Genomic DNA, 23,711 nt, shown 5'->3' on the forward strand with positions numbered 1-23,711 from the left:
TAAGGACTTCGAGTGATATGAAAAACCGCTGAAAAGGGCTTGTATTGCGTCTAATAGAATTTCAAAAATTGCGTTTTTTTTCGATAAATTGCAACTGAAACGATCTGTGATGATCTCGTTTTGTTTTTTAACCTATTGAATTCTAATGGTTGAGTGTGTTTTTCGTCACTTTTTAAAGATCTAGTGTGTAAAATTAAAGATCTCTTGGGGCGACAATAAAGCTTGATGTGGCAAGGCTTCACCGTAAATCTGAGGAAATTTCACTTTTGCAAAATTGTCCATAGGATTTAGCTGTAAAAGTGACCGACAAAAGAGAGTAAAGCCGTGGCAGAAAATATGCTTTTTCGGCAAAGGGTAAAAATATAGGTGAGGACATTTTTTTGGGGAGGGGGGAGCTTATAACTTATTAATGCTACTTATTGAAATTAGGTGTTTTTTAGTTTGGTTCTTTCGTAAGGACATAAGCAAGCGAGTACGAATAGTAGAGGTGAACTATCGCCAACCTCCTAAAGGCCCAGTAGCTAATGACACAACTGGTGTTAAAGTCTTTGGGGAAGGGGAGTTGAAGACTCGTAAGTATGGCAGCGAAGGCCGACGCACATGACGCAAAGTCCACTTTGCTGTAGGTTCAGATAGCCACTATATTGTCTCTGCCGTAGTTTCGCTACTGCTAGTTCACTTGAATCATTTACGTAGGAGAATAGAACAAGTATCGGCAGATGGTGACTATGAGACACGAGGTTGCTATGAAGTGACAGGCAAAAAGGGAGCGAAAGCGGTGAACCCTCCCCGAAAGAATGCTGCTCTCTAGGACGACGGGCACCCACGAAACGAAGCTATTATTGCTAGCAGCAGACCAAATGCAACAATGGACAGAGAACAGCCGCTATCACCAACGGTCACTGGTTGAGACGGCGATGTATCGCTACAAGCAACTACTCAGTGGGAAAGTGACGTTGAGAGAATACAATGGCCAAATAAGTGAAATCTTGGCTAATGGCTTCAAGCGTTTCCAAGGCTATATTGAACAACAACGCCCATTCGAGTTAATCAACCAAGGGGTAGTACATGAAGGCCTAGAATGGTGCTAGTAATTGCTTATACCTACGTTTATAATGTTGTTCTTATTGATAATATTGAGCAACGTTGTTTTGAAAAAAATATATTATTTGGATTCACTTCGTGGGTTAGCCTGTATGATGGTTGTATTCTCACATATATCTTTGGCTTTTTTTCCTTACTTACACAACCTTGAAAAAGTTAGTATTCCGGATGTTAATGGAGTGCAGTACTTTATTCATCATTCACCATTTTCGTTTTTCTTTTCTGGAACGTCAGCGGTATACATATTTTTTGTGTTGAGCGGAATAGTCCTTTCACGTTCGATGGAAAAAAAAGATAGATTAGGCTACGTTGACTCATTTATTTCAAGATACCCTCGATTAATGATTCCTGCTTTGGTCTCTTGTTTAATATCATTTTTTATTTTCGAGTATTTGATTACGTCATGGAGTATTGGTTTAACTCCATGGTTTAATAGGATGTATGTAGATGCATCACTATTGGATGCAATATATAACGGAACAATAAAACCATTTTTCTTAAACGGGAGTTCTTATAATAATGTACTCTGGACTATGAAGATTGAGCTTTTGGGCTCATTTTTGATTTATATATTCTCTTATTCTTCAAGGAAAATCGATCAAAAAGCTAACTGTTTGTTGTTTTTACTACTATCTTTGTGTGCCTATGCAATTGAAACAAGATTAAGCTTAGGGTTTTTATGCTTTTGGTTTGGTTTTACTGTATATAATTTCAATATAAAAATAAGAAGTAATTATATGGGTTATTTCTTACTGTTTTTAGGGTTGTATTTAGCTGGGGCCCACAATGAAAGTATGTCCTATGGTATTATAGCTAATCTCTTGGGAAATAAAACATATGGTATCTGTAATTTGCTTTCAGGTTTCATTATTGTATGGGTGGTATTTTCAAATGAAAATATTCAGAGAGCACTAAATAAAGATTACTTGGTGAAACTAGGGAAACTTTCATTCTCAATCTATCTAATTCACTTGAGTGTTATTATTCTAGTCTGTTACTTTTTTTATAATAATTTATTGGGTTACTTTAGCTATAATGTGACATCTATTATATTATCAGGATTGATAGTGTTCTTGACAGTTATATTATCAAAACCAATGAGTAAGATTGATGACTTAGCAGTGAAGTTTTCAAAATCTTGTTGTGTCTTCTCTAAGAAAGGACGTCTTAAAGAAAGTAAGAGTTTACTATAATGATCAAGTATTATGCACACTACATAGTGTGCATTTTAGGTATCGGTTCATTAGGAATTCATGCAGGTACCTCTATACAACCTGATTTAGGTGTGGACATTTTTGTGACATAATTGATGTAGTCATCATGTAATTTGTTGTTTTATAAATTTATTTTATAAGGTGAACAATAAGACCACATAATCAACCACCCAAATCGCGCTTAGTGTGGATTAATCGCGAATAAAAGAATGAAAAAAAGGCTCACATTTCTGTGAGCCTTTTGCTTAGTTAGGAGGGTCCAAGCAAGTGGACATCGTCATGGCTAATGTCAATTAAGTGGTAGTTCTGCAACCACTTGATTGAACGCACTACGAGCTTTCTGTGCTTGTTCAGACAACTCAAGTTTCTTCGCTTGCGCTGCTGTCAGGTTGCTTTCGGCAAGCTCTAGAGCTTGTTGCAACTCCTCTGGCAATTCATGCGTCTCCATTTGAGAGCCTTGTTCAAGAACATACGCTCGAATCTCTTTCTTCACATCGGCAAGTGCTTTGTAAGCCGAACGCTCAAGCTCCGCAGCATCTTGAGCGGCGTCTTTCACTTTTTCAAATTGAGCTAGCGCGATACCTTCTGCAGACCATGGGTCCATGTCTGGTAGCTCTTCAATGTTGATTGTCGGCTCGATGTAGTCATCTTGATGACGCAGGTCGAGGCTTGTCGCACGTACCGCTGAAATCATCAACATCACGGTGATCGCCAATAGTGGCAAACCACCGACGATGGCTGCCGTTTGCAGAGTACTTAATCCACCCAAAAACATCAGAATAGTCGGTAGGAATGACAGTGTGAACGCCCAGAACATACGGTTCCAACGCATTGGTTCTTCCGTCACGTTATTCTGTACTACTGATGCTAGGATGTATGAGATTGAGTCAAACGTCGTTGCCGTGAAGATAATACATAGCAACGTGAATACTGCGATAACAAGCGTGCTCATTGGCAGTTGATCAAGCATTGAGAAGATCGCTTTGGTTGCGCCGTGCTCATTGAGTATTGCGACGACATCTAGTTCGCCAGATAACTGCAACGACAGGCCATAGTTACCCAAAATCATAAAGAACAGGAAACAGCCTAACGAGCCAAAGAAGATTGAGCCTGTGACCATCTGTTTGATTGTGCGACCACGAGAGATACGCGCAACGAACAAGCCCATGCTTGGCGCAAATACTAACCACCATGCCCAGTAGAAAATGGTCCAATCTTGTGGGAAGTGGGTGTTTTCAAAGGTGCCGTAGCCACCAAATGGTTCAGCCCAAGTTGCCATCACAAAGAAGTTGGAGAGTAAGCGACCAATCGAGTCTAGACCGGTTTCCAACATGAAGATGGTTGGGCCAGCGATAAGAACAAATGCCAGCAGACCCATCGCACCCCAGAAGTTGATATTACTTAGGATTTTGATGCCTTTCTCTAGGCCCGCGTATGAAGAATACGCAAAAATCGCGGTACAGATCAGTAACACACCCGCTTGGGTTAGCGTGGTCTTCGGTAGGCCGAATAGGTGGTTCAAGCCTTCAGTGATCAGAGGTGCTGCTAGGCCAAGAGTAGTAGCCGCGCCGCCTAATAGACCGAAAATGAACAGCACATCAACAATTTTCCCCGGAACGCCTTTACTGCGGTGCTCACCCAATACCGGCATAAGTGCACTGGAAACTTTTAATACTGGCTGTTTACGTACATAGAAGAAGTAGGCAATGGGTAAAGCAGGGATGAGGTAGATTGACCATGCAATTGGTCCCCAGTGGAACAGGCCATAGGTTGCTGCCCAACGCACAGCTTCTTCACTACCAGGTTCGAGTTGGAATGGAGGCGATTGATAGTAATAGGCCCATTCGATACAGCCCCAGTAAAGTATGCTAGCGCCAATCCCACCACAGAATAACATCGCAGCCCAAGAGGCAGTGGCAAATTCTGGCTCTTCATCAGCTTCACCTAGTTTGATCTGACCCATGTCACTAAATACGACATAAACCATAAATGCACAGGCGGCCAATCCTAGGGACAGGTATAAGAAACCGAGCTTGTCGGTCATGAAGGTTTTCGCGATCGCAATCCATTCTGCCCCTTGTACAGGGAACATGATCAGCGGAAACACTATCGTGAGTAGCAGTGCAATGGCACCGAAAAAGGTAGGCTTATCAATAAGCGCAAAGGAGTTTTTCACGAGCTTTAATTCCATAATAATGAGAGCAGAATTATGGTGTGAAGTCGTTTTTTAGAACAAATCAGGAATGTTGTCGTAACGACAAATTAGAGCTGAGAGTCTAATTGAGGTAGGCAAGATGAAGATATTGATTAGACAAGGGCAAGCAGAATGCCGCCAATGGTTACCGCTGCGGACAGATATTGCCCCGCAGAGTACGAGCCATCTTCCTCTTTTTCAATCTTGTCTGGGTGGTCCATGCCGAGTGCGCCATGAGCAAAAGATTCAACCTTGTCGCCAACGGTCTCGTTTTCAGCTTCGACCTTTTTAGCTTCTTTATCGATTTGTTGAAGGGCAACCAGCAGGGCTTTTCCTTCGTCAGATAATTTCACGGTATTTTGCTCAACCTTAAGTGGTGCTGGCTCTGAAGGCGTAGAGGCGCCTTTTGTTGGCTGAGCTTGCGCTGCACTATAAGTTTGAGTCGCATTGTGGGTAACAGGCGTCATAACACTCTCCGTAGTTGCACCTTAAATAGAGTATCGGCCGAGCAGTGAAAAACTTGTGTAATTAATCACCGAGGTGATGTTTTCTTGCTCTATCTAGGTTTGCCTAATTAATAAGCAATAGTTGTGCCGATACTCTGGTAAGTTGAACTACGTGGTTGTGTTAGGAGGAGTTATTTACACTCTAGGCCTTTGCTGCGATGAGAAAGCTTTTTGTAGGCTTTCATACGATTCTCTTGTTTTACGTAGCGTGTTGGAGGAGACAACACTTGCAGTTGATAGTCTTTGCTAGAATCACTCAATGATTCGACCGGTGTAATGACTACGACATTGAGATCGGCGTTACGACGTAAAATAGAAGCAGCTGTGCCTAAGCCTTGTTCTGTATGAAACTTGCCCGCGACGTGAACGACTTGCGTATCTGGATTCTCATCTAAGTATTTCACAATCGAATCTGCCATGGTTTCATCCCACGTCACTTGAGCGGCAAACTGTTTCTCGGTTTGCTCGGGTGTGCCGTGGTGCATCGAAGCCATAAATTTCTCTTTATATGGGCTGTCATTAGTATTTATCTCATCAGCTACCCATTGACGCTCTTCTGGTGTCAACTTTTCTAAGTAGTCAACCCCGTTGCGACCAATGCACTGAACAACGGGCTTTGGTGCATTAGCGGCGATAATGCCTATGCCCTGCGACTTTGCAAGCTCGACTAGAGGACGATAGTCGCTTTGATAGTTTGGCCATGCCGCTGCATCTGACATTAAGACTTGCTCACCAATCTTACCCGCTAGGTAATCATCGATGATGTCTTGGTGCTGTCGAGTAAATTGCTCCATTGATAAGGCAACGTCTTTGCTGTCTGCCAAGCGTGCTTTAAGAAAATCGGTCTGGAACCGGTGTACGGCTGAATGAGTGTGCCATTCGCCAATTAGAACGACATCGGCATCGGTCAATGCACTAGGGAGCTTGTTAAGCGCGATTGGCTGGCCATTGTTCGAAGCAAGCTGGTAATCGTAATAGGTGGTGACTGGGGATAAGGTTGTGTTGTCGCCTTGCGCCTGTTGAGAAGGCTGATTTGCACAAGCGGTGAGAAGGGCGGTTAAGCCAATAAGAATAATACGTTGCATTGAATAACTCCTTGAAGAGTAAGCATACTAAATGAGGCTCACAGAGAATTCAATGCAAACGATAATTAATATCAACTAGCTCTGTTTACGGTAAACTCTTAGCATGAAATCGGCCTCGCAGTGATAGCGGTCGCTTTGCATCAACTCTTGCTTAAATGATTCCGTTGCTTTCCAAGCGAAAGGAGTCATTTGAAGCAGGTCAAAGGCATCAGAACCTGAAAGCTCCATCATGTAGTTTAGGTGTTGTTGGCTCTCGAGGCTAAATCCTTCGATGGTTTCTGGTGTCTCATCATGCAATCGCACACCATCGTAGATCGCATCACGCAGTTGATATAGATGGCGGCCTGCAGGTGTTACTGTGATCACCACACCTTGCTCTTTCAGTGTTCTCTGTAACTCTTCAGCTTTACATGGCGCATAGATGCGTAGAACGGCGTCTAAGCTGTTATTAGCAAAAGGCAGCCTATGGCTCGAGGCGACTGAAAAGTTAACGGCAGGGTAGCGCTTAGCCGCATAACGGATCGCAACCTTAGAGATGTCTAAGCCGTAAATACTGGGTTCACGTTGCGCGAGCTTTTGAGCGATTTCATTGGTGTAATAGCCTTCACCACAGCCAATATCCAATAGGTTTGGATCTTCAGTTGGTAATACATTCTCACACAGAGCGACGACAGCTTGGCGCATTGGATCGTAGTGATCACCCTCTAAGAATCGACGACGAGCTTGCATCATCTCTTTGTTGTCACCTGGATCTTTTGAACGCTTGTGGTGGGCTGGCATCAAGTTGACGTAACCCTCTTTGGCAAGATCAAATTGGTGGTTATTCTCACACTTAAAAGTTCGTTCAACTTGAGTGAGAGATTGGTGACATAAAGGGCACTGGTAGTTCATGACGCTCTCTGTGCAGCTAGTGAAGTGGGCAGCGAGTTTATCAAAAATGTCGCACTAGGCGAAATAAAAAGAGCCGTGTATTACGGCTCTTACTTGGGTTAATGGAAGAAGTCGACCTGTTGTTTTAGGTCTTGAGCTTGTTGTTGGAGTGTAGTGGCACTCTGCGAGGTTTTTGCGCTGGTATGGCGGCTTTCTCTGTTTAGCTCACTGATGGAGTGCGCATTGGCTGCGATCTCTTGGGTAACGTGTGCTTGCTCTTCAGAAGTTGCAGCAATAGCGTCGGCTTGCGAGGCGATTGAATGGATCTGATCAGCAATCGACTCTAAAGCAGTCCCCGCTTCCTGTGCTTTGTCTAAGACAGAGTTAGCACTTGTTTGGCTCTCATTCATCATGCGTACAGCGTTGTCCGTTGAACTCTTAAGAACCGTAATAATGTCTACAACGTCTTTAACTGACGTTTGCGTTCGATGCGCTAGCGTTCTTACTTCATCAGCAACCACAGCAAAACCTCGACCTTGCTCACCCGCACGCGCCGCTTCAATCGCAGCATTGAGTGCTAATAAGTTGGTTTGCTCGGCGATCTCATCAATCATCTTGGTGACTGTTTGAATGCTCTCGCTATCGGTGTTTACTTTCTCAATTGCAGCGGCCGATTGGTCGAGTTGATCGTTGAGCTGAGCCACATCAATGCAGACGTTTTCGACAATTTCTAATCCTGATTGTCCATCAGTATTAGCAGAACGTACATTTTCAGCGATGTTTTCCACCTGCTGGGCAACAGACTGCGCTGATGATGCCATCTCTTCAATTGCGGTAACGACTTGTTCAACTTGCTCTTGCTGACGCTCAGATTGGGTCAGGTTAAGTGACGCATCGCCGGCCACGCTAGTCGAGTTGCTCTCAACTTTATCGCTTGCTCCGCGGATCTCGCCGACTAGATTGTTGAGCTGGTGAGCCATGTTAGATAGCCCGTTACTCAAGTTGACGATCTCGTTATTGGTGCTTACGTCAGTTCGTGGAATATCGATGCTTACTTCGCCTTTCGCCAGACGATTCATGTACTGGTTCAAGGTCGTTAATGGGTTAAGTGTGCGGCTCAAGAACACGGTTAGAATCAAAAAAGTGATGGAGCCAACGATAAGTGACACGATAGCGATCAGCTTAAGTAGGTCTTGGCTGCCTTTAGTCACCTCACTGATGAAAGTACCGCCAAGCAGTTTCCAATTCCAACCAGCGACTTCTGTGTACACCAGGTACTTTTCACCGATGTGGCCTTGGTACTCGTATGGATATTTGATGAGGCCACTTGCTTGTTCAAACACTTGATAGAAAGGTTTGTTGCCGTCGTAGTCCTGCACATTAATAATCGAAGGATCATTTTCTGTGTGTGTTGGGTGTAATAGGTAATGACCTAGATGATCTGGATTGTTATCCACGACGATGGTGTAGCCACTGTCACCCCAGTTGACGGTTTTTAAAGCGGCAAACAAATCTTGGGTTGCACGCTCAACAGGAAGACCAATGAAAGAGATGCCACTGACCTTGCCTTGAGCGTTTTTCAGGGGCGCGTAGTAGGTAATGTAGCGCTGGCCGTAGAGCTTTATTTGCGCGTAGTAGGGCTGACCACTGATAAGTTTTTGGTATCCGGGGTGGCTTTGATCCAGTGTCGTGCCTATCACACGTTCGCCTTGAGGGTTCTTGAGTGAGGTAGCCACGCGAATAAATTGATTACCAAGGGGAGCAAACAAAGTTGCTACAGCACCGGTGTCACGAGTAAAACTATCGACGAGATTCGTATCACCAATCAGACTCTCACTGTATTGGGTGATATTAGGAACCTGATGACCTTGAAAGTCTACGGTGTAGTTTTCTACATAAACACCCGCGAGATAACCATTTCGAAAGGTCGACTCAAGCACTTCAGCGGTGTGTAAGTAGGCATTAAATTGGCCTTCTATGGTTTTGGCCATCGATTCAATCTTAGATTGATGTTCTTTGAGGGTGCTCTCTAGGAGAACCGTTGAAGCATTCTGATAGACCAGTGCAGCTATACTGGAAAATGCGATAACGAGACACAGTGTCGTAACCAGCTTTAGTTGCAGCCCAACACTTTGGTTCTTGTATTTATTCCACATGACGTTCCTTTAATGTTTATTTTATAAGTATATGATTTGCATGCTAGCTATTTATCAAAGTGATTAATTTGATATCTATTAATTTAATTATCAAAAAAGGTATGGAACTAGCAGGTTGCTGATGATTTGACCGGAAGTGTCGGGAATAAATTACAAAAAAAGGCCGGAGATTCCGGCCTTTGAAAAATTACAGAACTGCTTTGGCAATTCAATAAAAGGTAACTCGTTAGTTCAACGATTTATCCGAAGAGCTATTTTGCTGCGATAGTGGTCACCAGCTGGTGGTTTTCGCCTGGTTGAAGCTCTTTACCTTGCTCGATGCTTGGCGCATGAAGCGTCGATTCAACACATAGCATGGTCAGGTAACCATCATCTTGCATGTCACCCATACCTGCTGCACCCTCAGCCCATGGATTCCACAGAACGGCACTGTTGTGACCTTGGTTTTCAATCGTTAGTGTACGTGCAAGCTTTGTATCAGCTACTGAAATCACCGCTTCAGGCTGTGTGTAAACACGGTCAATGGTATCAGTAAGTACAAGCTCATCTCCGCCCTGACATACTTTGCCACCCTGTAGGCTATCAATGTACTCAGCACCCATACCAGTTGTTGTCGTTTGATGAATATCACCAACATTCAGGTATGTGTGTAGAGCACCTGAACACTTCCATGGCTGAGAGTCAGTGTTTGTCACATCTAGCGTCACTTTCAGTTCATCACCGATCTCGACATTAAGGCGTGCCTCAAAGCGGTGTGGCCATACTGCAAGCGTATCATCGTTAGTGCTTAATCCTAGGCTCACGATAACACCCGCTTCATTTTCACGGTGCTCAACTAATTGCCATTCGCTGTTGCGTGCAAAGCCGTGTGCTGGCGCAGCTATACGGCCAAACCAAGGCCAACATACTGGAATACCGCCACGCAGAGCGGTTTTTCCGTCAAACTTTGCTTGTTGACTCATCCAAATCAGATCTTGTTGACCTTGTGGCTGGTAAGACACAACGTGCGCACCAAATAGAGAGATCGCAGCGTTCGCTTTATCGTGAATCACGCGAACCAGTTTTACACCTTCGTGCTCAACAATCGTTACGTTGTCAGAAAGCACAGCTACGGCAGGGAGAGTTGATAAATCCATTACATAATCCTTCTTAAGGGAAATTGAATTCAAATTCGAGATGAGAAACTCAATCATAGAAAGAGCAGGGGGAGTTCTCGTATTTGAATTGAATCTCGTATCTGACCAATGTGCCGCCTGTTAAACATCATTTTTTACAAAAGCGGTGATGTTTCATAAACAGCAGGTACAAAAAAGGCGACTCTAGAGCCGCCTTTTCTTTTCAGTCTTTTCTCAAAGACAGTCTAGCTAAACGCTATCTAAGTGGTAATTACTTAGAGATGTGAGCGATTAGGTCTAGAACTTTGTTTGAGTAACCGATTTCGTTGTCGTACCAAGATACAACTTTAACGAATTTGTCAGTTAGAGCAACACCAGCTTTAGCATCGAATACTGAAGTGTTAACTTCGCCGATGAAGTCTTGAGAAACAACTTGGTCTTCAGTGTAACCTAGAACGCCAGCCATTTCGCCTTCAGAAGCTTCTTTCATTGCAGCACAGATTGCTTCGTAAGATGCAGCTTCTTTTAGGTTAACAGTTAGGTCAACTACAGAAACGTTAGCAGTTGGTACACGGAAAGCCATACCAGTTAGAAGGCCGTTTAGTTCTGGAAGAACAACGCCTACAGCTTTAGCAGCACCAGTTGAAGATGGGATGATGTTTTGAGAAGCACCACGGCCACCGCGCCAGTCTTTAGCAGAAGGACCATCTACAGTTTTTTGAGTTGCTGTAGTAGCGTGAACTGTAGTCATTAGGCCAGACTCGATGCCCCACTTGTCGTTAAGAACTTTAGCGATTGGAGCAAGACAGTTAGTAGTACAAGAAGCGTTAGAAACGATGTCTTGACCAGCGTAAGTGTCTTGGTTAACGCCCATAACGAACATTGGAGTTGCGTCTTTAGAAGGACCAGTTAGAACAACTTTCTTCGCACCAGCAGTGATGTGCTGACGAGCAGTTTCGTCAGTTAGGAAGATACCAGTTGCTTCAGCTACAACGTCAACACCGATTTCGTCCCACTTAAGGTCAGTTGGGTTACGCTCAGCAGTTACGCGAACTGTTTTACCGTTAACGATTAGGTTACCGTCTTTAACTTCAACAGTACCGTTGAAACGACCGTGAGTTGAATCGTACTTAAGCATGTATGCCATGTACTCTACGTCGATAAGGTCGTTAATACCTACTACTTCGATGTCAGCGCGCTCAACAGATGCACGAAATACGAAACGACCGATACGGCCAAAACCGTTAATACCTACTTTGATAGTCATTGTAGTTGCTCCACAACTTAATTTCTGATTAAAGATAACTGGTAGTAAAATTACAGAATCCAGTTTAAATCTGCAATAGATAATCCGACTTAACTTGTTTAATGTCAAAAAAAAGCGACGCTTTTCTTAACAATTGAGTGTAAGTGGTTGAAATTTGACCATTGCTGGTGGTTCTGTACCCCTCCAGTTGGGTAAAATACCTCTAAATGACGATTCACTTATGAGTGTATATGTACAATGTATCTCGGTGAGAAAGTATGTGCTACAAATCCCGCTAGATGCAAGTATTTATGGAAAAAAGTAAATATAATAAAAGAGAATGTGGAGAAATATTAACGTGAATCAAAGGGGAGAAAATATGACGAAGCCCGATGAATACTGGCGTGAGCGCCTGACTGATGAAGAGTATCAGGTGTGTCGTCTACGTGGAACAGAGCCTCCTTTTACCGGTAAGCTGTTACACAATCATAAGACAGGGGTTTACAGCTGTACCTGTTGTGAAGCCCCACTGTTTGTGTCTGAGAACAAATATGACTCTGGCTGTGGTTGGCCAAGTTTCGATGCCCCTATAAATGATAAGGCAATCCGTTATTTAGAAGATCTAAGTCACGGTATGAAACGTATCGAGATCCGCTGTGCGGCTTGTGATAGCCACCTAGGTCACGTTTTTCCTGATGGTCCGAAAACCACAGGTGAACGTTTTTGTGTGAATTCTGTGTCGTTAATTTTCAACAAAAATGACAAAACTACAGAATAAATGACTTCTATTGTCAAAACCTTTCATATGACGCGATGTCATTAGGAAAGTAAGTTGGCAAAATGCGAGCGGCTTCTCTTAGAGGCATAAAAAAACAGCTACCACAAAGGGTAGCTGTTTTTGTTTTTATAGCTTGATTGTGATGCTATTGGCTAGAGATGAGTGACGGTTGGTAACGCCCGTCTTCAATCGCTTCTACGATGTAGTCAGCATCATCCTGCAGTTTGTCGTATACCTCACTTGGGAAGTGGTACATGACTTTAAGCTCAGGCTCCGATGCAATCGGTACATTAAATTGTTTTGCGACCATCGCCCACAGATACGCTTTTTCCATGTTACCTAAGCTGTGATTAATGCTCGCTAAGGATTTAAAGATCTCGGTATTGACTGTCGAGCCATTGGAAAGCGTCAGCGCATTATTGAGGAGTGTGACAGTTTTCTCGTGATCACGGGTGGTGTAGAAGGTAGCGAGAGCATATTGCATCTCGGCTGTGTTCAGTACATCACTGCCTTCTAGTTGTAAGAAACTACGACGCGCGTCAGTATTACCCGTTTGTGACCATAAGAAGTAGAGAGTTTCCGGTTCATTGGACCCCAAAAGCTCTTTTACGATTCGTTCTTCTTCTTCGATACTGTGCATCAGTGCTGAGAAACGGCGTTGCTTGAGTAGGGTTTGATCGATGGTTTCTATTTGAGAAGCGAGTTCAAGACACTTCTTGTATTCGGCCACTAAACCATATTCAATAATCTTGTTGTGTTCAGTCGGTTGCTTTAATACGTCAAAACGGTGCCAGATGAGATCGGTACGCGCGACTCGGCATTGGCCATCATTCATATTCAGGTCAACACAACGCAGTTCTGAGTGAGCTTCACATAGTTGTTCTGTATTTTTGTTCCCCTCAAAACACCCAGTCAGTGCTAAAGGAGCGGCGGCGAGTAGCCATTTAAAAATTCTCATATACCTTCACTTGTGATCGAATACACTTATTTCCAGTGCTCCGCTTGACTCCATTCTACGACAGGTTATTTTCTGGTGAAAATTGTTAATACTAAGGCTTTACCATGGATGCAGAACAACTTCTTAACGCTATGACCCCAGAGGTCTATGAGCGCCTAACGTATGCAGTAGAAACGGGGAAGTGGCCCGAGGGTACGACATTAACGCAAGAGCAACGCGACTCTTGTATGCAAGCTGTCATGCTTTATCAGTCAAAGCACAATGTTGAAGCTCAGCATATGACAGTTGCAGCGGGTGGCGATATTAGCTTTAAGTCAAAAGCAGAACTTAAGAAACAATTTACTTCAGATCAAGAAGATATTGTTAGAGTAAATCCTAATCACTAAGTCATACTTGTGACAATATCACATAGTTTAAGATTTAAAGTGAAAAGGGGTGGCATTGAGCCGCCCCTTTTTATTGTCTTCACTTTGATTTTCAGCGTGTTGTCTATCGAAAAACGTCTTCGTTATAGACTCATTTCACCACGTAAAACCTGCTGCATTTTTTCTTTTACTTGCTCGTAGCTCAAATCTTGGCTTAGCAAGAAATGGAGTTTCGCCAGTGCTGCTTCCGGCGTCATGTCATAACCACTCACTACACCAGCATCAGCAAGTGCACAGCCCGTCGCGTAACCACCCATGTTCACTTTACCAGCAAGACACTGAGTCAGGTTCACCACAATTACACCACGTTCAGACGCATCTTTTAGGTGCTGAAGTAGTTCAGGGTTTTGTGGTGCGTTACCTACACCAAATGTCAGCAAGATCATTGCATTTACTGGCTGAAGTAGTGTGTTTCGAATCACTTCGTGAGAAATACCAGGGTACATGGTGATCACACCAATAGGCTGAGGTGTGATGTTGTGTACCTTGAACTCGCCTTCTGGTTTCTGATCAACCACAACATTGTTGCTTAGCTGGATGTTGATACCTGCTTCAAGCAGCGGGTTCAGATTTGGCGAAGTGAACGCATTGAAACCGTCAGCGTGCGATTTTGTACTGCGGTTACCACGCATCAATTTGTTGTTGAAGAACAGTGTTACTTCATTGATCGGGTAGTTTGCCGCAATGTGCAGTGCGTTTAGTAGGTTTGCTTGACCATCTGAGCGTAGTTCTGCAAGTGGAATTTGAGAGCCGGTCACAATAACTGGCTTGCCAAGGTTCTCTAGCATGAAAGAGAGTGCCGAAGCAGTGTATGCCATGGTGTCCGTGCCGTGCAAAATAACAAAGCCGTCGTACTTATCATAGTTCGCGCGGATGTCATCAGCGATGGTTTGCCAATCGAGTGGCGTCATGTCTGAAGAGTCCATCAGCGGAGAGTATTCGTGAATCGTATACTCAGGCATTTCCGGACGGTGGAACTCAGGCATGCTTGCTAGCTGCTTGTCCATAAAACCCGCCACTGGCACGTAGCCGTGGTCATGCGATTTCTGCATGCCGATGGTGCCACCAGTGTACGCAATGTAGATATGTTTTCTTTCCATAGCGATTGTTACTTTATGTTTATAGGGAACAGGGCCGCGATTATAGCGGATAATGCGCTAATAAAAAGAGGCACCCCACACAGAGGTACCTCTTAATAGAAGAGTTGAAAAAGGCGACTATTGCACTTGGCAATTCAAGCAAAATGCATAGCGACCTTGAGGATCGTTAAAGTTACTTAAAAGTTGGCTATCTTGCGCCAATTGTTGAGTAACTGGCTGTAAAGCGCTTGGAATAAGGCTTTGTACATCTAGCCCCAAAGAGATCTGAACTTGGTTCATGAATTCCTGAATAAATTGTTCTGTTGCTGAAAGTGGCTCCTCAACCCAGTAAACATTGTATTCTTCCAATTCAGCTAGCGTTGCAGCTGCAGCAATAGCGTCGTCAAAGTCACCGATTTCATCAATCAAACCGTACTGAAGTGCATCTTGCCCCGTCCAAACTCGACCTTGAGCCACCTTATCAACACTCTCTACATCCATACCACGGCTTGAGCCAACCAAACCCATAAAGCGCTTGTAGCCGTGCTCGATACCCATTTGGAACGCGTCTTTAGCACCGTCAGTGAGGCCTGTTGTCACACCCAAACCAGAAAACGGTGATGTACCAACACCATCTGTATAAACACCGATGTCATTCAAACCTTTCTCGAACGTGGTAATCACACTAAAGATACCAATCGAACCTGTTAGTGTTGTTGGTTGTGCCATGATCTTGTCAGCGCTCATTGAGATCCAGTAACCACCAGAAGCAGCAAGGCTAGACATCGATACCACAACCGGCTTGCCGGCTTCTTTCAGGGCAACAATTTCATTGCGAATCACTTCAGAAGCAAATGCACTGCCACCTGGGCTATCTACACGCAGTACAACCGCTTTTACTTGGTCATCGTTGCGAGCTTGGCGAAGTAGTGCTGCAGTTGTGTCGCCACCGACTGTACCGCGAGGTTGCTTACCATCCATGATCGCACCACTTGCGATAACAACAGCGATATCATCGGTTGCTGTTGGAAGGTTTGGTAACATGGTTGCGCGGTAGTCGTAGTAGCTCAGCGCGTTATAGCTGTCTTTGCCATCGCTACCAAAGGTATCTGCAAGTTCTAAACGAACCTCTTGGCGTGTCGATAGTTGATCAACTAAGCCGAGTTTCTTAGCAAGTTGAGCGATGTCACCGTCAACAGATTCAAGTTCAGACAAAAAGGTATCCATGCTCGGGTTTAGAGTTGCAGACTCGATCTGACGATTATTTGAGACGTCATCTACGTACGCACCCCAAAGTTGTCCCAACCAGCGAGACGCCGACTGTTTAGCTTCTTGTGACATGTCGTTACGTGTAAATGGCTCGATTGCGGATTTGTAAGTACCGACACGGAATACATGAGTGTTCACGTCGAGCTTTTCTAACAGAGTTTTGTAGTAAAGCGAGTAAGCGCTGTAGCCTTTCAGCAGGACGCCGCCATCGGGAGACATGAAAATCTTATTGGCGTAGCTTGCTAGGTAGTATTGGCTTTGATTGTAGAAGTCACCAATGGCATAGATAGGTTTGCCTGTCGCTTTAAACTCGTTCAAAGCTTTTGCGATGTAGCGAAGCTTAGTGAGATTGGTTTCTGGCAGCTCACCCAGTGCTAACACGATGCCGGTGATGTTCTCGTCATCTTTTGCGTAACGAATGGTATCAACGATATCAAAAAGCACGTTTTCTTTTGGTAAGTCCTTGCCCAGTAAAGAGCCGGTCACTGAATCCATTGGGTTAATGTAGCGGCTCTGCTCAACAATCGGACCTGATAGGTTAAGCACTAATGCCGATTGCTGTGGAACCGTAGGCTGTGTGTTGTCCGTCTGGAAATACACAAAGTAGATAAGGGCAATACTCAATAAAAAGATAAGATTGACCAACGCAATACGCACGAAGGTGATCAGTTTCCATATCCCTTTAAAGATCATACCGATGAATTTGGCTATTTTTTTCATTATTTCTCCACAGCGAGAACACCACACTTAAACAAGCAGTAGTACTATTTATCTCAATAATATTAACTGGTTAGTATCCTACGTTAATTCAAAGTTCCAAACTAGATGAACTATTTGTTAATCGATAGATATTCTCATTAAGTGTAGACAGATTAAGGGCTTTTGAACGATTAATACCGTCAGCATTATGATCGGTGTTACAAAAATGTAAACGGTTGTTTGAAATTTTGGTTTGTGCACTATAATGTGGTCAGACCACAAGGATAAATAACAGAAGTGATGTCTGCCATGTACCCACATTTATTAGAACCTCTAGATCTTGGATTTACTCAGTTACGAAATCGTGTATTGATGGGATCAATGCATACAGGCCTTGAAGAAAATAAAGAAGGGCTGCACAAGTTGGCTGCGTTTTACGAAGAGCGAGCGCGAGGGGGCGTTGGTCTTATCGTAACGGGCGGCTTTTCACCTAACTTACGTGGCAGACTGCATCCCTTCAGTGCTGAATTCAGCAAAGTAAAACACGCAAAGGCGCACCAAGTCGTGACACAAGCCGTACATAAGCATGGCGGTAAGATCGCGTTGCAACTTCTGCATGCAGGCCGCTACGCGATGCACCCATTTGCGCAAAGTGCGTCTGGAATTAAGGCTCCAATTGCTAAGTTTGCACCGAGCGAAATGAGCCCTCGTCAGATTAAGAAGACCATTGCAGCTTTTGCAAACAGTGCTGAGTTAGCGCAAGTTGCGGGTTACGATGGTGTTGAGATCATGGGCTCTGAAGGCTACCTGATTAACCAGTTCATCTGTAAGCGCACCAATATGCGTTACGACGAATGGGGTGGCTCTTACGAAAAACGCATGCGCTTCCCACTTGAGATTGTGAAATCCATTCGCGAAGCGGTCGGCAAAGACTTCATCATTATTTTCCGTCTGTCGATGCTGGATCTGGTCGAGCAGGGCAGTACTTTTGAAGATGTTGTGCTATTGGCTCAAAAGCTCGAAGAAGCGGGCGTTACCATCATTAACACAGGTATCGGCTGGCACGAAGCCCGTGTACCGACTATCGCAACTCAAGTGCCGCGTGGTGCGTTCTCTTGGGTAACGGAAAAAGTGAAGCCTTATGTCTCTATCCCAGTCGTGACATGTAACCGAATCAACACTCCCGAAGAAGCAGAGCGCATTTTAAGTTCTGGGCAAGCGGATATGGTGTCGATGGCGCGACCATTCTTGGCCGACCCTGATTTTGTAAATAAAGCCGCACAAGACCAAGCACAGTTCATTAATACCTGTATTGGTTGTAACCAAGCCTGCTTGGATAATGTGTTTAAGGGCAAACGAGCTAGCTGCTTGGTGAACCCAAGAGCCTGTTATGAGACAGAAATTGTGGTTCAACCGGCTGAAGCGAGCAAGTCCATTGCTGTCGTTGGTGCCGGCCCTGCTGGCTTAGCGTGTGCGACCACATTGGCGCAGCGTGGCCACAAAGTCGATTTGATAGAGAAGAATGACCGTATCGGTGGTCAATTTAGACTGGCGATGCAGATCCCGGGTAAGGAAGAGTTTAGAGAGACGATTCGTTACTTTGCGAACCAAGTGGATGCGTCAGGCGTGAATCTTAAACTCGATACCGAGGCGACCTTCGAGATGCTACTTAAGTACGATGAAGTCGTGATGGCGGCTGGGGTAGAACCGAGAAAACTGAATCTAGAGGGTATTGACCAAGAGAAAGTCGTAGATTACCAGACTTTGATTCGCGATAAGACACCAGTAGGCGAAAAGGTCGCGATTGTTGGTGCGGGTGGTATTGGTGTTGATGTCGCAACCATGCTCACCGAGCCATCCTCTCACAGCTTGGATGATTGGCTGCATGAGTGGGGCATTGATAAAAATATGGAACACCCAGGTGGCTTATACCCATACCCAGATGCGATGAGTGATAAGACGGTTTGGGTAATGCAGCGTAAAGCCGGTCGCGTTGGTAAAGGCCCAGGTAAGACCACAGGCTGGATTCATAAACGTACCCTTGAGAAGCGCGGTGTAAACCTAATGGGTGGCGTGAGCTACGAGAAAATTGACGATCAAGGCCTACACATTACCGTTAACAAACAACCGAAAGTGTTGGATGCTGACTCTGTAGTTATCTGTGCTGGTCAGGTGTCTGTAAGACCGTTTGAAGACATGTGGCAAGAGTTTGGTGGGAAGCTACACGTGATTGGTGGTGCGGACTACGCGGGTGAGTTGGATGCCGTTCGAGCGATTCGTCAAGGTGTAGAGCTAGCTACCAAGCTATAAGCATCAAACTGTTCTGATTGCGTTTCAAATGGCGCAATTAATCGTCAAAGCCCTTAGAGAATATCTGAGGGCTTTTTTGTTACAGATGTTGCGACTTATTATCGTTTGTAATCTATGCTACAGTTCAAAGATATAAATAAGAAAATAGTAAGGACTTCAAATGGATGCTTTGGATCTATTGCTCAATAGACGCTCTATCGCCAAGCTATCTGAGCCAGCCCCTGAAGGTGTTGCCCTAGAGAACATTATTAAAGCGGGATTGCGTGCCCCTGACCATGCTGCTTTAACCCCTTGGCGCTTTGTAATTGCGCAAGGTGCTGGGCTTCAGAAACTCTCTGATATTCTAGTACGAGCAGCCGAAGCGGATAACAGTGAAGAAGCTGTGGTAGAGAAAGTGAAAAAAGCGCCTTTCAGAGCGCCGATGGTGATTACGGTTATCGCAAAAGTGACCGAACACGATAAAGTACCGGCATTAGAGCAACATCTATCTGCCGGTTGTGCGGTTCAAGCGATGCAAATGGCCGCTGTCGCACAAGGCTTCCAAGGCTTCTGGCGTTCTGGTAAGTGGATGTTCCACCCAGAGGTACATCAAGCATTTGGACTCGAAGGTGAAGATGAAATTGTTGGCTTCTTATACCTAGGAACACCAGGTTGCACGCCAATGAAAGTACCAGAGCGTAACCTATCTCAGTTCGTAGAGTTCCTATAGTTACCTCGCCACTGTACAAAAAAACAGTTTATCTTGATTTATTAGAGCCACATTAGATAATGTGGCTCTAATTGTTTGTACTCTTTGGAAAATCATGTCTCGCTTAATCATCGCTGAAAAACCAAGTTTGGGTCGCGCTATCGCCGCTGCTTTGCCTAACCCACAAAAAAAAGGTGAGGGTTTCATCCAGTGCGGAAACGGTGATGTCGTGACATGGTGTATTGGCCACCTTTTAGAGCAGGTTGAGCCCGATGCGTATGAAGAGAGATACAAGAAATGGAATTTGGTCGATCTGCCCATCGTGCCTGAACAGTGGCAACTGAGACCTAGAAAAAGTTCCAGTAAGCAGCTCACTGTTATTCGCAAATTACTTAAAGATGCCAAAGAGATCGTTCATGCAGGAGACCCTGATAGGGAAGGGCAACTGCTGGTTGATGAGGTTATCGACTACTGTAAAGTCTCAAAAACTCGCAAAGAGTCTATTCAGCGACTACTCATCAGCGATTTAAACTTGCCAGCTGTTAAGCGCGCACTAGGCCAGATGCGCAGCAATAAAGAGTTTATTCCTCTGTCCGTCTCTGCTTTGGCGCGTTCAAGAGCTGACTGGCTCTATGGGATGAATATGACTCGCGCCTATACTTTGCTTGGTCAAAAAGCAGGGTATCAAGGCGTACTGTCCGTAGGGCGTGTACAAACGCCAGTACTTGGGCTGGTGGTGAGACGCGATGAAGAGATCGAAAACTTCATCCCTAAAGACTATTTCACGTTGCACGCCTTGATTCCGTATCAAAATGGCAGCGATAGCTTCGACATTCGTGCACGCTGGAAACCCAGTGACGCGTGTAAGCCTTGGCAAGATGAAGAGGGTCGCGTACTTAATCGCAAATTGGTGGAGAACGTCGCCAGTCGTATTCAAAATCAGCCAGCAAAAGTCATGGAGTCTGAGCAGAAACAGACGAAGCAGGCTGCGCCTTTGCCTTATTCACTCTCTGCGTTGCAAATCGATGCCGCTAAACGCTTTGGCATGAGCGCGCAACAAGTCTTGGATACCTGTCAGTCTTTGTATGAGAAGCATAAGCTGATCACTTATCCGCGTTCAGATAGTCGTTATCTGCCAAAAGATCATTATTCACAAAGACAGTCCGTCGTTGACGCCATTGCAAACAACGCAAAAGAACTTGAACAAGGTGCTCAAGGCGCTGATTTATCACTGCGCTCTAAGGCATGGAATGACAGCAAGGTCGATGCGCACCACGCGATTATTCCAACCCCGAAAAAGTCTTCGGTGAACGGGCTTTCTGGCAATGAAATGAAAATCTATCAGCAAATTGCTCGTCAATACTTAATGCAGTTCTACCCACACGCTGTGTATGCAGAAGCTAAGTTGGTATTCGATATTGCTGGTGGGGTGTTTATCGCTAAGGGCCGACAGTTGGTGACTCCGGGTTGGAAAGTGCTGATGGGAAAAACGGACTCGACTGATAAAAACGACGGTGCGGATACGGTGCCGCCGTTGTCGGAAGGGACGGTATTAACTTGCCGTGAGGGCGTGATTGGCGATAAGAAAACAGAGCCGCCAAAACACTTCACCGAAGCAACGCTTCTGCAGGCGATGACGGGTATTGCTCGTTTTGTTGCGAATAAAGATCTTAAATCGATTTTGAAAGAGACCGATGGACTCGGCACTGAAGCAACACGCGCGGGCATTCTTGATACTCTGTTTAAACGGCAGTTACTCACCCGTCAAGGTAAGAGCATTCATAGTAGCCCTGCAGGTCGAGGTTTGATTCATGCGTTACCTGAAGATTCGACCTTCCCAGATATGACAGCGCACTGGGAGCACCAACTGCAAGGAATGGCGGAGCGAAATCAAGCCTATCAGCCCTTCATGTCGGATCTTGAAAACAAGATATCAGGGCTTATGCATCATGTGAAAACGTCTGAGGTGCCGGAGTCGCTGCGTCACTTGCCGAAAGTTGAGAGACCAGCTTACAAGAAACGCAAGGCGAGTGGTCGCAAAAAGTTTACCAAGAAAAAAGCCTCTAGCTAGCGTCCGACTTTTCGCCCACAGCGTTCAAATAGGGCTTTCCAATAGTCTACGTGCTCACGGATGGAGACTCTGAATGCTCGGTGAGTTTCTACCAGCGGAAAAGTGTAGGCGTGCAACTGTGGTTGAGACTCAAACAGTGAAAGGTGTGGGGCTAGCTGCTGGTAGTAGCCATCTAACTGTGCCATGTAGGGTTGAACCAACCCAATAAATTGCTGCTCAAAAACATTGTTGAGATGGCGAAATTTTGTGGTATCTCGCTGCTTTCCACAGATGATTTTATGATCGTACTTCTTGAGTTGTTGAGTTATCTGGTTTAGCTCAAACGTGGCGGCGCTCAAAGAGTAATGAAGATCGCCAAGCACGACTTGCTTCTCAAGTGTCTCTTGTACTTCGGTTACTGAGCCCAGAGTGAGTGTCGTATTGAAGGATTGATTGAGGTAGCCCAGAGCGTCACTGACTCGTTGAACCTTTAAGCCGACATCTTCGCTAAGCCATTGGCTGCCACGCAACTGGGACTGCATTGCATCACTGGCGTAGAGAAGGTTCCATCTATGTTGCGCCAATTGATCACGCTTTTGTTGATCAATTTTGAGTAGTTGTTGTTGGACGTCTGAAGAAACCCCTGGATGATTCAAACACTCAGATAAGCCGTTGAGAAATTCGACCTGATAATCAAAGTTGCGAAATTGGTCGGCGACTTTCCCTAGTACTGAATTACGCTCGGCTATCAAGTTAAACAGCCCGCATTCCCTTAGCTGATAGCTGTCTAGTAGCCCCATTGAAATCGGCTCAATATTGATATTCAGCTCTCGCTTTCGTGGCAGAGCTTCATATTCCCACTCTTCTGAGGTTCGAGTTTCGTCTTGAACTCGAGCTACCCGGTTGTGGTATTCATCAAACAAATCGCCTTGCTCATTCCAGCACCCACTGATAAGCAGGCACATAGAGCCTAGGAGCGCCAATTTATAGTGGGTTGGAGTACATCTCATCTTAGTACCTAGAACCGCTTACCAAGCGATCGCGGAGCCATCGTAGTTAATGAAGTGACCGCTTGATTCAAGACCACTTTGTTCTATAACCTGAATGAGCCCTTTTGCTGAAGTGCTGGTATCGATGAGCGCATTTGGTCCACCCATTTCAGTTTGTACCCACCCTGGATGTAGTGCTAATACAGTGAAGCCTTGAGAGGTCAGATCGTTGCTTAAACTTTTCACAACAGAGTTGAGTGCAGCCTTAGAAGAACGATAGATGTAACCACCTCCAGAAGTATTCTCTGCCATGCTACCGACCTTAGAAGATAGGCAAGCGACTTTCTTAACCGTGCTTTGCGCTAGATTTGGAAGCATGGATTCAACGAGTTTGAGAGGGGCAATGCTGTTCACCTCAAACACACGACGCCATTCATCCACATCTGTATTACCCAACCCGTAGCCTTTGGGGCCGTAATAACCTGCGTTGTTAACCAATATATCGATATTGTCGAGCTTATTCGCAAGCTCTGCCACAGCTGGGTAGTCTGTTACATCAAGTTGTAGGCAGGTGAGCTGCGGGTATTGTTCACACATGGCTATGAGGGACGCTGCGGAATTTCGATCGCGGTAGGTTGCGTAAACCGTGTGTCCTAACTCTAAATATTGTTCAGTCAGGCTAAGTCCAATACCGCGATTTGCTCCAGTAATGAAGATGGTGCTCATGAGAAGTCCTTATAGAGAGAATAAATTAAGTTTGATGGCTTCCAAGCAGAAAATCAACGACCCACCAACTGGTTAGCAACATAGTCACGAATAGCATTACTGCGACCAACGAGCCACAGATCACTCCACTGAACAACATTAAATTTTTCATAATAGCACCTTTAATCAAATCAAATGATAACTATTATCATTTATTACAGTTGTCGCCAAGACTCAGGCTGTTATGATCTTGAGACTCTGTCAAAATGAA

Annotated in this window: 20 protein-coding genes; 7 read left to right on the forward strand and 13 right to left on the reverse strand. The window is 44.8% G+C overall.

Translation table 11 applies throughout. The annotated features are described in order from the left end of the window. The first annotated feature begins 860 nt into the window (after window positions 1–860). On the forward strand, window positions 861–1,091 hold the full coding sequence (locus tag L1D60_RS12955; protein ID WP_239841412.1) for a hypothetical protein: 231 nt from the start codon (window positions 861–863) through the stop codon (window positions 1,089–1,091). Between the two features lie 24 nt (window positions 1,092–1,115). Next, window positions 1,116–2,297 (forward strand): acyltransferase, encoded by a 1,182-nt coding sequence (locus tag L1D60_RS12960; RefSeq protein ID WP_275665681.1) that lies wholly within the window; start codon window positions 1,116–1,118, stop codon window positions 2,295–2,297. 310 nt (window positions 2,298–2,607) lie between these two features. Here L1D60_RS12960 and L1D60_RS12965 read toward each other — a convergent pair whose 3' ends face one another. From L1D60_RS12965 to gap, 7 genes are all read right to left on the reverse strand, one after another. Further along, window positions 2,608–4,494: a BCCT family transporter gene (locus L1D60_RS12965; protein ID WP_239841414.1), complete on the reverse strand. Its 1,887-nt coding sequence runs from the start codon at window positions 4,492–4,494 to the stop codon at window positions 2,608–2,610. Window positions 4,495–4,625: 131 nt separating this feature from the next. Continuing rightward, window positions 4,626–4,979, reverse strand: coding sequence for a hypothetical protein (locus L1D60_RS12970; RefSeq protein WP_239841415.1), 354 nt, complete (start codon window positions 4,977–4,979; stop codon window positions 4,626–4,628). Window positions 4,980–5,149: 170 nt separating this feature from the next. Further along, window positions 5,150–6,103 carry a ChaN family lipoprotein gene (locus L1D60_RS12975; protein ID WP_239841416.1) on the reverse strand — a complete coding sequence of 318 codons (954 nt, stop codon included), beginning with the start codon at window positions 6,101–6,103 and terminating at the stop codon, window positions 5,150–5,152. A 75-nt stretch (window positions 6,104–6,178) separates the two neighbouring features. Beyond that, window positions 6,179–6,994, reverse strand: a complete 816-nt coding sequence (gene rlmA, locus L1D60_RS12980; protein ID WP_239841417.1) for a 23S rRNA (guanine(745)-N(1))-methyltransferase — start codon at window positions 6,992–6,994, stop codon at window positions 6,179–6,181. A gap of 98 nt (window positions 6,995–7,092) precedes the next feature. Then, on the reverse strand, window positions 7,093–9,129 hold the full coding sequence (locus L1D60_RS12985) for a methyl-accepting chemotaxis protein (RefSeq protein ID WP_239841418.1): 2,037 nt from the start codon (window positions 9,127–9,129) through the stop codon (window positions 7,093–7,095). Between the two features lie 251 nt (window positions 9,130–9,380). Beyond that, complete coding sequence (locus L1D60_RS12990; protein ID WP_239841419.1) at window positions 9,381–10,265, reverse strand: D-hexose-6-phosphate mutarotase; 885 nt, start codon at window positions 10,263–10,265, stop codon at window positions 9,381–9,383. A gap of 250 nt (window positions 10,266–10,515) precedes the next feature. Further along, the gene (gap, locus tag L1D60_RS12995) at window positions 10,516–11,511 is read right to left on the reverse strand and encodes a type I glyceraldehyde-3-phosphate dehydrogenase (RefSeq protein WP_004740660.1); all 996 of its coding nucleotides are present in this window, start codon (window positions 11,509–11,511) and stop codon (window positions 10,516–10,518) included. Between the two features lie 358 nt (window positions 11,512–11,869). Between gap and msrB the strand changes: the two genes are divergently transcribed. Next, on the forward strand, window positions 11,870–12,268 hold the full coding sequence (gene msrB, locus L1D60_RS13000; protein WP_032551960.1) for a peptide-methionine (R)-S-oxide reductase MsrB: 399 nt from the start codon (window positions 11,870–11,872) through the stop codon (window positions 12,266–12,268). 145 nt (window positions 12,269–12,413) lie between these two features. Here msrB and L1D60_RS13005 read toward each other — a convergent pair whose 3' ends face one another. Continuing rightward, window positions 12,414–13,226 carry a DUF2989 domain-containing protein gene (locus tag L1D60_RS13005; protein ID WP_239841420.1) on the reverse strand — a complete coding sequence of 271 codons (813 nt, stop codon included), beginning with the start codon at window positions 13,224–13,226 and terminating at the stop codon, window positions 12,414–12,416. 104 nt (window positions 13,227–13,330) lie between these two features. Here L1D60_RS13005 and L1D60_RS13010 point away from each other — a divergent pair, with 104 nt between their 5' ends. After that, window positions 13,331–13,612, forward strand: a complete 282-nt coding sequence (locus L1D60_RS13010) for a DUF1315 family protein (protein ID WP_239841421.1) — start codon at window positions 13,331–13,333, stop codon at window positions 13,610–13,612. Window positions 13,613–13,734: 122 nt separating this feature from the next. On the opposite strand, the gene ansA is transcribed toward L1D60_RS13010, so the two are convergent. Together ansA and sppA are read right to left on the reverse strand one after the other, a co-directional pair. Continuing rightward, window positions 13,735–14,751, reverse strand: coding sequence for an asparaginase (ansA, locus tag L1D60_RS13015; RefSeq protein ID WP_032551963.1), 1,017 nt, complete (start codon window positions 14,749–14,751; stop codon window positions 13,735–13,737). A gap of 117 nt (window positions 14,752–14,868) precedes the next feature. Next, a complete protein-coding gene (sppA, locus tag L1D60_RS13020; protein WP_239841422.1) occupies window positions 14,869–16,719 on the reverse strand; it encodes a signal peptide peptidase SppA in 1,851 nt (616 codons plus the stop codon). A 279-nt stretch (window positions 16,720–16,998) separates the two neighbouring features. On the opposite strand from sppA, the gene L1D60_RS13025 reads away from it, so the two are divergent. From L1D60_RS13025 to L1D60_RS13035, 3 genes are all read left to right on the forward strand, one after another. Then, the gene (locus L1D60_RS13025) at window positions 16,999–19,008 is read left to right on the forward strand and encodes an NADPH-dependent 2,4-dienoyl-CoA reductase (protein ID WP_239841423.1); all 2,010 of its coding nucleotides are present in this window, start codon (window positions 16,999–17,001) and stop codon (window positions 19,006–19,008) included. A 160-nt stretch (window positions 19,009–19,168) separates the two neighbouring features. Continuing rightward, window positions 19,169–19,717, forward strand: a complete 549-nt coding sequence (locus L1D60_RS13030) for an NAD(P)H nitroreductase (RefSeq protein WP_239841424.1) — start codon at window positions 19,169–19,171, stop codon at window positions 19,715–19,717. Window positions 19,718–19,811: 94 nt separating this feature from the next. Next, window positions 19,812–21,767, forward strand: a complete 1,956-nt coding sequence (locus tag L1D60_RS13035) for a DNA topoisomerase III (protein ID WP_239841425.1) — start codon at window positions 19,812–19,814, stop codon at window positions 21,765–21,767. Here L1D60_RS13035 and L1D60_RS13040 read toward each other — a convergent pair. Genes L1D60_RS13040 through L1D60_RS23545 form a run of 3 tightly spaced genes read right to left on the reverse strand, consistent with a single transcriptional unit; the run spans window position 21,764 to window position 23,612 of the window. Next, entirely contained in the window at window positions 21,764–22,756 is a 993-nt protein-coding gene (locus L1D60_RS13040; protein ID WP_239841426.1) for a DUF3080 domain-containing protein, read from the reverse strand. The genes L1D60_RS13035 and L1D60_RS13040 overlap by 4 nt on opposite strands. Window positions 22,757–22,774: 18 nt before the next feature. Further along, window positions 22,775–23,461 carry an SDR family oxidoreductase gene (locus L1D60_RS13045; protein ID WP_239841427.1) on the reverse strand — a complete coding sequence of 229 codons (687 nt, stop codon included), beginning with the start codon at window positions 23,459–23,461 and terminating at the stop codon, window positions 22,775–22,777. Window positions 23,462–23,486: 25 nt separating this feature from the next. Next, window positions 23,487–23,612: a hypothetical protein gene (locus L1D60_RS23545; protein WP_275665671.1), complete on the reverse strand. Its 126-nt coding sequence runs from the start codon at window positions 23,610–23,612 to the stop codon at window positions 23,487–23,489. Between the last annotated feature and the right edge of the window lie 99 nt (window positions 23,613–23,711).

Source organism: Vibrio sp. Isolate30 (assembly GCF_022397975.1).
GTDB lineage: Bacteria > Pseudomonadota > Gammaproteobacteria > Enterobacterales > Vibrionaceae > Vibrio > Vibrio fortis.

What these genes read in the sequence shown, in the direction of transcription:
- ansA (WP_032551963.1), bottom strand. Translation starts at nt 14,751, where the DNA reads ATGGAAAGAAAACATATCTACATTGCGTACACTGGTGGCACCATCGGC.
- L1D60_RS13045 (WP_239841427.1), bottom strand. Translation starts at nt 23,461, where the DNA reads ATGAGCACCATCTTCATTACTGGAGCAAATCGCGGTATTGGACTTAGC.
- L1D60_RS12955 (WP_239841412.1), top strand. Translation starts at nt 861, where the DNA reads ATGCAACAATGGACAGAGAACAGCCGCTATCACCAACGGTCACTGGTT.
- gap (WP_004740660.1), bottom strand. Translation starts at nt 11,511, where the DNA reads ATGACTATCAAAGTAGGTATTAACGGTTTTGGCCGTATCGGTCGTTTC.
- L1D60_RS13035 (WP_239841425.1), top strand. Translation starts at nt 19,812, where the DNA reads ATGTCTCGCTTAATCATCGCTGAAAAACCAAGTTTGGGTCGCGCTATC.
- L1D60_RS12960 (WP_275665681.1), top strand. Translation starts at nt 1,116, where the DNA reads ATGTTGTTCTTATTGATAATATTGAGCAACGTTGTTTTGAAAAAAATA.
- rlmA (WP_239841417.1), bottom strand. Translation starts at nt 6,994, where the DNA reads ATGAACTACCAGTGCCCTTTATGTCACCAATCTCTCACTCAAGTTGAA.
- L1D60_RS13040 (WP_239841426.1), bottom strand. Translation starts at nt 22,756, where the DNA reads ATGAGATGTACTCCAACCCACTATAAATTGGCGCTCCTAGGCTCTATG.
- L1D60_RS23545 (WP_275665671.1), bottom strand. Translation starts at nt 23,612, where the DNA reads ATGAAAAATTTAATGTTGTTCAGTGGAGTGATCTGTGGCTCGTTGGTC.
- L1D60_RS13005 (WP_239841420.1), bottom strand. Translation starts at nt 13,226, where the DNA reads ATGAGAATTTTTAAATGGCTACTCGCCGCCGCTCCTTTAGCACTGACT.
- L1D60_RS13030 (WP_239841424.1), top strand. Translation starts at nt 19,169, where the DNA reads ATGGATGCTTTGGATCTATTGCTCAATAGACGCTCTATCGCCAAGCTA.
- L1D60_RS12990 (WP_239841419.1), bottom strand. Translation starts at nt 10,265, where the DNA reads ATGGATTTATCAACTCTCCCTGCCGTAGCTGTGCTTTCTGACAACGTA.
- L1D60_RS13010 (WP_239841421.1), top strand. Translation starts at nt 13,331, where the DNA reads ATGGATGCAGAACAACTTCTTAACGCTATGACCCCAGAGGTCTATGAG.
- msrB (WP_032551960.1), top strand. Translation starts at nt 11,870, where the DNA reads ATGACGAAGCCCGATGAATACTGGCGTGAGCGCCTGACTGATGAAGAG.
- sppA (WP_239841422.1), bottom strand. Translation starts at nt 16,719, where the DNA reads ATGAAAAAAATAGCCAAATTCATCGGTATGATCTTTAAAGGGATATGG.
- L1D60_RS12985 (WP_239841418.1), bottom strand. Translation starts at nt 9,129, where the DNA reads ATGTGGAATAAATACAAGAACCAAAGTGTTGGGCTGCAACTAAAGCTG.
- L1D60_RS12970 (WP_239841415.1), bottom strand. Translation starts at nt 4,979, where the DNA reads ATGACGCCTGTTACCCACAATGCGACTCAAACTTATAGTGCAGCGCAA.
- L1D60_RS13025 (WP_239841423.1), top strand. Translation starts at nt 16,999, where the DNA reads ATGTCTGCCATGTACCCACATTTATTAGAACCTCTAGATCTTGGATTT.
- L1D60_RS12975 (WP_239841416.1), bottom strand. Translation starts at nt 6,103, where the DNA reads ATGCAACGTATTATTCTTATTGGCTTAACCGCCCTTCTCACCGCTTGT.